Consider the following 10,061-nt stretch of genomic DNA (forward strand, 5'->3'; position numbering starts at 1 on the left):
CATGTCGCTTGAAACCATGGCGCCAGTGAGCGACAATCCCATCGTCGTGCTCTCGGCTGTGCCAGGCGCATGACCGGCTCAAACTGATGCCGAAATCGGCGGTGGCTTCAATAATCTACACCACGCCATGGGACATGATCGGCGCTTTGATGACATCGGTTCTGGGCGATTTTTTCGAGCTTCAACGAGGCACGACTTACAAGAGCGCACTCCTTGGGCGACCGGGGCCGGTGCTACTTGGTCTAGGCTCGATTGCCAGAAATGGCGGCTTCAAAGAGGGGAATCTCAAAACGTATGGCGGCCCATGCGATCCGCGCCACCTGCTCACACCGGGCGAAATTTACGTCTCCCTCAAAGATGTAACACAATCGGCAGACCTGCTTGGTGCTGTTGCGCGAGTGCCTTCACACATCCCGCTTGGCCGCCTGACGCAGGATACCGTCAAGCTGGTTTTCAAAGATAAAAATGCGCCTCGGACATACCTTTATTGGTTGCTGCAAACGCCACAATATCGGGAATATTGCCGGGCGCACTCAACCGGGACAACTAATCTTGGCTTAGCGCGGGATGATTTTCTCAATTTTGAGGTGCCGCCGCTGACCAGCGAAAGGCAGTGGATTGTCGATCTTGTCCAGAATTTCGAAGACAAGATCGAACTCAACCGGCGGATGAATGAGACGCTGGAGGGAATGGCACAGGCGATATTTCGGGATTGGTTTGTCGATTTCGGCCCTGTCCGCCGCAAGGCTGCGGGTGTGGTTGATCCCGTCGCGATCATGGGTGGCCTGACCACAGACCCCGCCCGCGCCGCCCAACTCGCCAGCCTCTTCCCCGCCGCCTTCGGCAATGATGGCTTGCCGGTGGGGTGGATTGAGCGCCCTCTCGATTCAATCGCAGAATTTCTCAATGGATTGGCCTTGCAAAAGCATCCGGCGAAGGCGGGAGAGCCTGACCTACCCGTCATCAAGATTGCTGAACTTCGCAATGGCTTGTCGGATCGCACCAACCGCGCGGCTCGCAGCCTGCCTGCAAAGTATATCATCAGGGACGGCGATTTCATCTTCTCATGGTCTGGCAGCCTCATGGCAAAGGTCTGGACCAAGGGCGATGGCGCGCTGAACCAGCACCTCTTCAAGGTTTCTTCGGACTCCTACCCGCAGTGGTTCTATGCCCTCTGGGTGCATCATCATCTGCCGGAGTTCCAACTCATCGCCGCTTCCAAGGCGACCACGATGGGCCACATCCAGCGGATGCACCTTACCAATGCCGCAACGGTCTGTCCGCCCGATCCGGCCATTGTTGCCATGTCGGGAGTTATGCAGCCGCTGTGGGATCGCATGATCCACAACGAACTGGAAAACCACACCCTCGCCGAAACCCGCGACTATCTCCTGCCCCGCCTGATGTCGGGCGAAGTGCGTGTGGCTCCGCAGGTTGAGACTGCCTGATGGACGAGCCGCCCTATTTCCTCTCGCTGCCGCTGTTCCCCGACCATGCTTTCGGGGACGAGCAGATCGATGGGCTGGTCCCGGCCTGCCGCGTGGAAAGCTGGGAAAAGTTCATCGATGCCATGCGCTCGCCGGGGCATAACACGGCCAAGGGGGAAATCATCTATCGCGGGCAAGCCGGGCACAACTGGCACTTGTCCTCAACGCTTGGCCGCCTGTTCGATGGCGGATCGGTTCCGCCCGAACATGAAACCAATCTGTTGCATGAATTCCGCCTTGCCATGCGCGGGCGTGGTCTCGACCTAAGCAGTATCGACGATGATCGGGAAGTGTGGGCACTGGGGCAGCACCACGGCCTTTGTACCCCACTGATCGACTGGACCAAATCACCCTACGTCGCGTTGTTCTTCGCTTTTGACTCCATGGATGCGGATGGCTCGGCAAATCCGTCGCGAGCGGTGTTTTGCCTGAATATGTCCGCCATTCGTGAAACACTGCCCGATATCATCTTTGAGCCGACGCACCACGAAAACGCGCGGCTGGTCAATCAGGCGGGCTTGTTCACTATTACCCCGAGCGGCGGCGACAATTTGGTCTCAGCCATCATAAATGGACTGGCCGAAAATGAACTCATCGACCCCGGCAACGCAATGGACGTGGCGCGTTTTATCGGAAAAATTCACATTCCTAATGAACATCGCGTCGATTGCCTGAACACGCTGCGAAAAATGAATATCCACCATGCCAACCTGTTTCCCGATCCGGGCGGCGCATCGCGTTACTGCAACGACTGGTTGGTTCGCGTTATCGATGAGGAGCGGCGCAACACCGTTAGGCTGTCAGCATCTGCTGCAATGGAAACTAAAATCCAAGCCACTCTGCATGTCGAGCAAGGCTCAGAGATCATTCCTAACTATCAGGATATAAACGATCTGATAGAAGTTCTATTCGCAAGTTATGATGGCATTTCTCAAGGCGATCGTACAATAATTTCTGATAAACTTGTGAAGGCGTATCAAGCCGAAGCGGGCGTCGATTGGCCAAGTCGCCCAAATTCAGTGCTTCAACTTAAGTTGATGTTTAGGCGAATTCTCCTCTCGTTCGGAGTAGACAGGAAAATGGCCGAGGCATGCGATCACCGCATCGTGGAATACTTCAAGGCGCGATGGAGGCCAAATGATGAGGCCCAGAATGCGCAGCAAGCATGACCATCACCGAAGACATCGTTGAGCTTGCCGCGCTCGAAACCCTGCGAGAACTTGGCTGGGCTTATTTGCATGGGTCTGTCATCGCCCCGGATGGCGCAGCACCCGAGCGGCGGTCGTTTGGCGATGTTGTGCTTGTTGGCAGGCTTGAGGCGGCGATTGCCCGGTTGAACGCAGATGCCCCCGAGCCAGCACGCAACGAGGCCATGCGGCAGGTGCTGACGGGCGAATTGCCCTCACTGGTCGAGGAAAACCGGCGCATTCATAAACTGCTGACCGAAGGCGTCGATGTTGAATACCGGGGCGACCAAGGCAAAACCGTCTCTACCAAAATCTGGCTGATTGATTTCGACCGGCCCGATACCAATGACTGGCTGGCGGTCAATCAGTTTGCTGTGGTCGAAAACCGGGCCAACCGCCGCCCGGATGTGGTGCTGTTCGTCAACGGCCTGCCGCTTGCCGTGCTGGAACTGAAAAATGCCGCCTCAAAGAATGCAACGCTGACCGACGCCTACAATCAGTTGCAGACCTACCTCCACCAGATCCCCAGCCTGTTCAGCACCAACGCGGTGTTGGTTACATCGGACGGCATGGAGGCCCGCATCGGTTCCATCACCGCCGACCAGGAACGGTATATGCCATGGCGCACGGCGGACGGGCAGGACTTTGCCCACCGTGGCACGCCCGAACTGGAAACGCTGCTGCGCGGGGTGTTCTCCCGTGAAAATCTGCTGGCACTGATCCGCGATTTCATCGTGTTTGGCGATACCGGGGCAAAACCGTACAAGATCATCGCAGGCTATCACCAGTTCCACGGTGCGCAAAAGGCAGTGCGGCAAGCGATCGAAGCCACCCGCCCCGATGGCGACCGCAAAATCGGCGTGATCTGGCATACCCAAGGGTCAGGCAAAAGCCTGTTGATGGCGTTCTTCGCCGGGCTGGCCGTGAAATCACAGGCGCTTGAAAATCCGACGCTGGTTATCCTTACCGACCGAAACGATCTTGATGACCAGTTGTTCAGCACATTTGGGCTCTGCCGTGATTTGATCCGCCAGAATCCCGAACAGGCCGATAGCCGGGCGGATTTGAAGCAGCTTCTCGACAAGGCAGCGGGCGGCGTTGTTTTCACCACGGTCCAAAAGTTTTCGCCGGAAAAGGGGGAGGAGAGCTTTCCGCTTTTGTCCGACCGCCGCAACATCATCGTTATCGCAGACGAAGCCCACCGTAGCCAGTACGGCTTTGAGTCTCGGTTGAACCGGGAAACCGGGCTACGCCGCTATGGCTATGCCCATTACATCCGGCAGGCGATGCCAAACGCATCCTTCATCGGCTTTACCGGCACGCCGATTGAGGCTGTGGACATCAACACCCCGGCCATTTTTGGCGAATATATCGACATCTACGATATCAGCCGCGCGGTGGAAGATGGCGCAACGGTGCCGATCTTTTACGAAAGCCGACTGGCGCGCATCGAACTCAACGAGGACGAAAAGCCGTTGATCGACGCGGAAATTGAGGCGTTGATCGAAGATGAGTCCCTGACCGAAGCCGAAAAGATGAAGGCCAAGTGGTCTGCCGTCGAAGCCTTGGTCGGTTCTGACAAGCGCCTTGGCCAAGTTGCGGCTGACTTGGTGGCGCATCTGGACGCGCGGATAGAGGCCATGAACGGCAAGGCGATGGCCGTGTGCATGAGCCGCCGCATTTGCGTTGCGCTGTACGACAAGATTATTGCGCTGCGCCCGGATTGGCATTCCACCGACGATGCCGAAGGCAAGGTCAAAATCGTGATGACCGGCGCCGCGTCTGATCCGCTCGGCTGGCAACAGCATATCGGGGCAAAGAAGCGGCGGGACGATCTGGCCAAGCGGGCGCGCAACCCTGACGACCCCCTGCGGCTGGTGATCGTGTGCGACATGTGGCTTACCGGCTTTGACGCGCCGTGCATGAACACCATGTATATCGACAAGCCTATGCGCGGCCACGGCTTGATGCAGGCAATTGCCCGCGTGAACCGGGTGTTCAAGGACAAGCCGGGCGGGCTGGTGGTCGATTATATCGGCGTTGCGCAAAACCTCCGCAACGCGCTGGGCCAATATACCGATTCCGACCGCGACAAGACAGGCATAGACGAGGCCACCGCCGTCGCCGTGATGATGGAGCGGTACGAGGCGATCCGCGACATATTCCACGGTTTTGACTATCAACCGGGGATACACGGCCAGCCGCGCGAACGCCTTATGTGCCTTGGCGGCGCCATCGACTGGGTGCTGAAATGGCAGGAGGGCGAAGCCGCCAAGGTGCATGCAGCAGAGGACAAGAAGCGTGTCCACCGCCGGTATCTCGACATGGCGCTGGGACTGTCCAGGGCATACGCCCTAGCCTCTGCAAGCGACGAAGGCCGCGCCATCCGCGACGAGGTGGGCTTTTTCCAAGCCATCCGGGCCGCATTGGCCAAAACGACTGCCACCGGCAAAATCAGTGAGGCAGACCGCAACTTTGCCGTGCAACAGCTTGTTGACCGGGCGGTGGCGTCCTCGGAAATTATCGACATCCTGAAAGTGGCCGGGATTGAGTCCCCCGATATTTCGATCCTATCCGACGAGTTCCTGATGGAAATCGGGAAAATGGATAAGAAGAACCTTGCGCTGGAGGCCCTGAAAAAGCTCCTGAACGGCGAGATTGTCAGCCGGTCCAAGACCAATTTGGTTGAAAGCAAGGCGTTTTCCAACCGGCTGGAGGCGGCGGTGGCGCGCTACCACGCTGGCGCCATTTCCGCCGTGGAGATGATCCAGCAACTGATTGAACTTGCCAAGGACATGAAGGCAGCCCGTGCGCGAGGTGAGGAACTTGGCCTTAGCCAGGAGGAAGTGGCGTTTTATGATGCGCTGGCCGAAAACCAGAGCGCGCTTGAAGCCATGGGCGATGAAAAGCTCCGGTTAATCGCCCACGAGCTTTTGGAACAGTTGCGCAGCAACGCCACGGTCGATTGGCACCAGCGTGAAAGTGCCCGCGCCCGTATGCGAGTCTTGGTCAAACGCATCCTGAAGAAATACGGATACCCGCCCGATTTGTCTGATGAAGCGGTCCAGACCGTTTTGGCTCAGGCTGAGATTTTGTTGAAAGAGATTTCGACAAAATAGCTGGCCCGGCATGATCTTTTGCCGGGCCAGCGTTTGTGCGCGGTGCGCACGGTCCTATGGTTTGGGAATTATCTCCCATGCCTCCCGGTGGCGTTTCTCGTCGATCTTTGCGCCATCGGCCAGCGCAACGACCCAGCGGTGATCTTCCAGAATGCCAATAGCTTGCCGCGCCAAAGCAGCCGTGCGGATGCTGTTTGGGCCGTTCTGATAGATGTGGGAGAGGCCAACTTGCGGCTTGCCCCAAACTTCATGCAGCCATTTGAGGAGCCGTTCGGCCCGCTGAAGCTCGAAGGTCGCAGCACTGTGCTCGAACAGCCGCAACGCCTCGCCAGCATAATACCGCGCCAATGTCACGGCCCGGTCAAACGTGCCCGCACTGACCTCACTGGCGGCAGGATTATCCACCAATTCCAACACCGCTGCCATTCGCAAGGCATGCTCGGGCAGCTTGTTGCCAAACCCCCGCACGGGTTCCAGCCGACCGTCAGAGCCAAGCTCGCGCTCGCATTCGTCGGCAAATGAAATCCACAGATCAACAGCGTTGGCGGAAAGTGAAATAGGCAGAGGATCAAGTGCAGGATCGCTTGGACTTGCCCGGCGTTGCTGCCTATTCAACAAACGCAGCAATACATCGCGATACCTCTTGAGCGCTGCCTCAGTGCCCGGCTTCGGCGCCCTTTGCATTCGGGTGCCTGCGATGCTTGCTGGCGCAGCAACCAGCAACCTTGACGTCAGCCCTTGCTGAACAAGAAGCGGGTCGGCCAGGAGCCCTTCCGCGATACCCGGCTGAGCCATCAAATGCGTCGCCAGCCTCCGCCCTCGCAGCACCGTAACTCCATCGCCCCCGCGCGTTCGCTTGACCGGCTTGCCATCCCACAAGTCGGATAGCCCAGCGGCGGTGCGCAAGCGCGCATCGTCCGCCATGGCATGACCGCCAATGAAGCCGCCGCCCTCGTCGTTGAATAGGCCGAGTGATGGCTGCCCATGCGCCATCAATTTGTGCAAACCTTCCAGCGTCGGTTCGTTCACAACAAGAACAGGTGTAAGCGGCGGGACTGGGGCTGGCCCAAGAGCAGCCAACTCCATTTTCTTCTCCGCTTTGGTGCCAGTACCCTTCATGATCTTCTCACGTTCGCGATCATACAAGGCGCGCTCGTCGTTATATGCGCGCATCTCGTCAGGGTGCCTGTCGTGCAACTCGGCTTCCTTGAGCCGAACGGGATCGAGGGCAATTTTGTCGGCAGCGCTTTTGCGCTCCCCCGACGCGGCAACGGTAATCAAAAAGAGTGATGGTGGACGCCGATCCTTTGTCGCGGGGTGGATTACGTCGATGTGCGCCTGCACCGCCAATGCGGCAGCGCCAAGCACTGACTGTGCGGCAATGGCGTCCGGGCATTGCACAATGTCCATAATGGCATAGGCGGCGGATGACAGCAGCTTCCCCAACGCCTTTACCGGGTATGGCTGCGCCGGGGCAGTGTCTCGGCGAAGCAAGAGCGGCGCCGCCCTTTCGATTGGTTCGGCGTTTTCGAATTGTTTCTTGATGTCGTCAGTCATTTGGAAAATCCTTGGATTTGATGCCACGAAGCTGATCATTGAAATCCTTGAAGCCCGGTTCGGGCCGCATCACGCGCACCACCCTCCCGCCCACGCCGAATATATCGAGGGCGCGTAGTGCGGCCCGTTGTCCGGCAGCGTCGTTGTCGGCAGCGATGGTCAGGCGACGGACTGACGCGGGGATGGCCATTTGGTGCAGAAAGCTAGCGCCACCAGCTACCCAGACCGGGATTGCCTCGTTGAGTTGCTGGAAAACTGTCAGGCCATCTTCCAGCCCTTCGCAAATGATCAGTTCCTCTTTCGGCGCGCCCAACCGAATGGCGCCGCCGCGCACCTGCCCAAGCGTAAGCCGGGGCTCTTGTACCGCAGCCTTTGCACCGGCTGGCGTAAGGTATGTGCGGTGCAAACCGACCAGCCCCCCGTTTGGGTCGTCTATGGGCGCAATAAGCACAGGGCAGGCGCCAGCGGTCGGGTGGCGCAGCGCCGATGCCCGTAGACGGTCCCAAGCCGCCGTGGGCCGCAGGCCACGGTTGCGAAGGTAAACTTCGGCTGCCGAATTGGCCAAGACCGTAGCCTTGGCGTAAAGCTGGCGGACCTTGGCCAGCGTGGCAGTCTGCGACTTTAGCGGTTTAGCTGTTTTTGCAGGGGGTACTTTTGGGCCGCTGGCTATGGCGGCAATGACTACCGGGTCGCTAGCAATGGCCTTGATGGCAGCCCGATAATCCCCGCCAGTGAACAGATAGGCATAGAGCGAAACGGCATCGCCCCCGCCAACGTCGATGGCATAATCCCGCCATTGCCCGGTCAGGATGTTGATTTTGAATGACTCGGGCGTTCGGTCATTCCGCCGGGGGTTGAGGGCAACATAAATGTCGCCCCGATGCTCGCCAACCGGCAGCCATTGCCTCAATAGAATCGGAAGTGCAGCGAGGACTTCTGCACGTAGGGAATCTGCGTTGCTCGCCAGCGGCCGACTCATTGCCCGCCGTCCAACAGCTTCCGAATGGATTCGACCTTCACCAGCCTGCGGCGGCCAATCTTGATCGTTTCCAGCCGCCCTTCATGGATCAGCAGGTAAATGGATGTGCGACCAAGGCTCAGCGCCCGGCTGGCATCGGCAATGGATGTTGTGAACGGAATCATGTTGACCTCCAACTTTGGGCGCCGATGTCTGGCGCTGGTTGGAGTTCTGCGTTGTTTCCCGGTTCGGGTCGGCTACTTTAGGCAATCATGTTAATTGCCCAAGGTGCCCAGCCCGATCAGCTTCTTCTCTGCATGAAATCGGCTTATCGCGGCTTTGACATGGTCGCGCGCCAAACGAGCCGATGGCTCTTCCGGCCAGTGATCTCTGCACCACGCAAGCATCGCTCGCTCAAGATGTGCTTGCAGCCAGTCTGGTCGGAGACCGCCTTCGTCCATCAGATAGTCAAGGGCTTTATTTTCGAATTGCGGCCAATTGTACTTTTTACGCCTTGATTTCCGAGTGCGCTCTGTCTTGGAGCGAAGCTGGTCAGGAAATTCGCTGTCGATTTCCGTAATGCCATATTTATTAAGCCATGTTTTTGCCTCATGATCTAAAATGCAAACTGGCGCATTCTTGAGGCCCTCGGATATAAATGGTGATATTGGATTGTCGTGCAGATAGCCATTCAATGTGTTGGCGGCAAAGTCTTCATGCCAATAGGAAGTTGGAATTGTTCGAAAATTTTCTGTATTTTCATTAAGCGCATGAGCAATCAGAACGCCTGTCTGTAGGTCGGCAAGCATATGCTCTTTGCGCCATACTTCGGCTAAACAGATTATCTTATCTTTGGGTGATTTTACGGAAACGAGCTGGTTAGAGAACGGGGCTCGACCTAGTCTCGGCTTCTGTGAAGGCCGTTTACCGCCCAAGCGTTTATCGATGAGGGCCGCGCGAAGTTCGTTGATCAGAATGGTGCTGAACGGCGACTGGAAACTCGTTTGCGCGAAAAAGTGCTTTGGCATTCCACCGCTCCAAGTATCTCTGCCGCCAAATTCGCTGGGTACCTCTAACCCGGCACCGAAACACAAGCCAAACCTACCCCCCGGTGGGGCGGGGTGGGCGGAGGAGCATTTCTTACCGCCATGGTCGATAGCATTATGAGGCTTAAGGCGTGGTTGATAGCAAGGTTGGGGATCGCAAATCCGCTGACGGTTGCGAAAATGTGCTGGCAACCGGCGCGTCTGGGGGCTTTTTTGGGGGCCTTTTGAAATTCATGCGTCCAGAACATGTCGGGTTTCAGCCGTTTTTCGGCATCAATGTGTACCCCGTCACCGGACCATCGCCGGAATCCCCGAAATCTGTGCCCCTGGCACTCCTTGTTCAGCCATGCCCGAGCATGTGCGGACAGTCTGTGCGCGCGCAACTTTGGTGAAATGCTTCCTGGCGGCACGCCGGTTCACACCGGATTTAACCCGTGGTTAGCTAATTTCGTTCATGATTTATCGCTCACCAGGTCGGGGTTTTCGCGTGGGCAGAGATTGGAACGGCGCTCGTCCGAACGCCGGTAATGGTGCGCAAATTGTCCTTGTGCAGGCCGTGGCGCTCATCGCCTATGCCGCGTGGGTTATAGGTGTCGCGCTGCATCATGAAGCCTGGTTTGATGAAATGCAGGCGTGGTTGCTCGCGCGCGACAACAGCCTTGGCATGCTGGTCGGCCATTATGCGCGGTACGAAGGCACGCCCGCGC

General features: G+C 57.7%; 8 protein-coding genes. 3 read left to right on the plus strand and 5 right to left on the minus strand.

The window, feature by feature from the left end:
• Window positions 1-86: 86 nt before the first annotated feature.
• From P4L78_RS09890 to P4L78_RS09900, 3 genes are read left to right on the plus strand one after another with little or no spacing between them, the layout of a single operon-like run.
• A complete protein-coding gene (locus tag P4L78_RS09890) occupies window positions 87-1,448 on the plus strand; it encodes a restriction endonuclease subunit S (RefSeq protein ID WP_309327853.1) in 1,362 nt (453 codons plus the stop codon).
• Window positions 1,448-2,656, plus strand: a complete 1,209-nt coding sequence (locus tag P4L78_RS09895) for an FRG domain-containing protein (RefSeq protein ID WP_309327855.1) — start codon at window positions 1,448-1,450, stop codon at window positions 2,654-2,656. The genes P4L78_RS09890 and P4L78_RS09895 overlap by 1 nt, the downstream gene beginning before the upstream one ends.
• Window positions 2,653-5,793 carry a type I restriction endonuclease subunit R gene (locus P4L78_RS09900; RefSeq protein ID WP_309327856.1) on the plus strand — a complete coding sequence of 1,047 codons (3,141 nt, stop codon included), beginning with the start codon at window positions 2,653-2,655 and terminating at the stop codon, window positions 5,791-5,793. The genes P4L78_RS09895 and P4L78_RS09900 overlap by 4 nt, the downstream gene beginning before the upstream one ends.
• A gap of 54 nt (window positions 5,794-5,847) precedes the next feature.
• Here P4L78_RS09900 and P4L78_RS09905 read toward each other — a convergent pair whose 3' ends face one another.
• From P4L78_RS09905 to P4L78_RS09925, 5 genes are all read right to left on the minus strand, one after another.
• Window positions 5,848-7,389, minus strand: coding sequence for a YfjI family protein (locus P4L78_RS09905; protein WP_309327858.1), 1,542 nt, complete (start codon window positions 7,387-7,389; stop codon window positions 5,848-5,850).
• Window positions 7,343-8,329: a toprim domain-containing protein gene (locus tag P4L78_RS09910; RefSeq protein WP_309327860.1), complete on the minus strand. Its 987-nt coding sequence runs from the start codon at window positions 8,327-8,329 to the stop codon at window positions 7,343-7,345. Before P4L78_RS09910 ends, P4L78_RS09905 begins: the two co-directional genes overlap by 47 nt.
• Window positions 8,326-8,493: a helix-turn-helix domain-containing protein gene (locus P4L78_RS09915; RefSeq protein ID WP_309327861.1), complete on the minus strand. Its 168-nt coding sequence runs from the start codon at window positions 8,491-8,493 to the stop codon at window positions 8,326-8,328. Before P4L78_RS09915 ends, P4L78_RS09910 begins: the two co-directional genes overlap by 4 nt.
• Window positions 8,494-8,583: 90 nt before the next feature.
• Complete coding sequence (locus tag P4L78_RS09920; RefSeq protein ID WP_309327863.1) at window positions 8,584-9,336, minus strand: hypothetical protein; 753 nt, start codon at window positions 9,334-9,336, stop codon at window positions 8,584-8,586.
• Window positions 9,337-9,820: 484 nt separating this feature from the next.
• The coding region (locus P4L78_RS09925) for a hypothetical protein (protein WP_309327864.1) at window positions 9,821-10,061 on the minus strand (241 nt) is incomplete at its 5' end.

Origin of the sequence: Silvimonas sp. (assembly GCF_031291215.1) — a bacterium.
Classification (GTDB): domain Bacteria; phylum Pseudomonadota; class Gammaproteobacteria; order Burkholderiales; family Chitinibacteraceae; genus Silvimonas; species Silvimonas soli.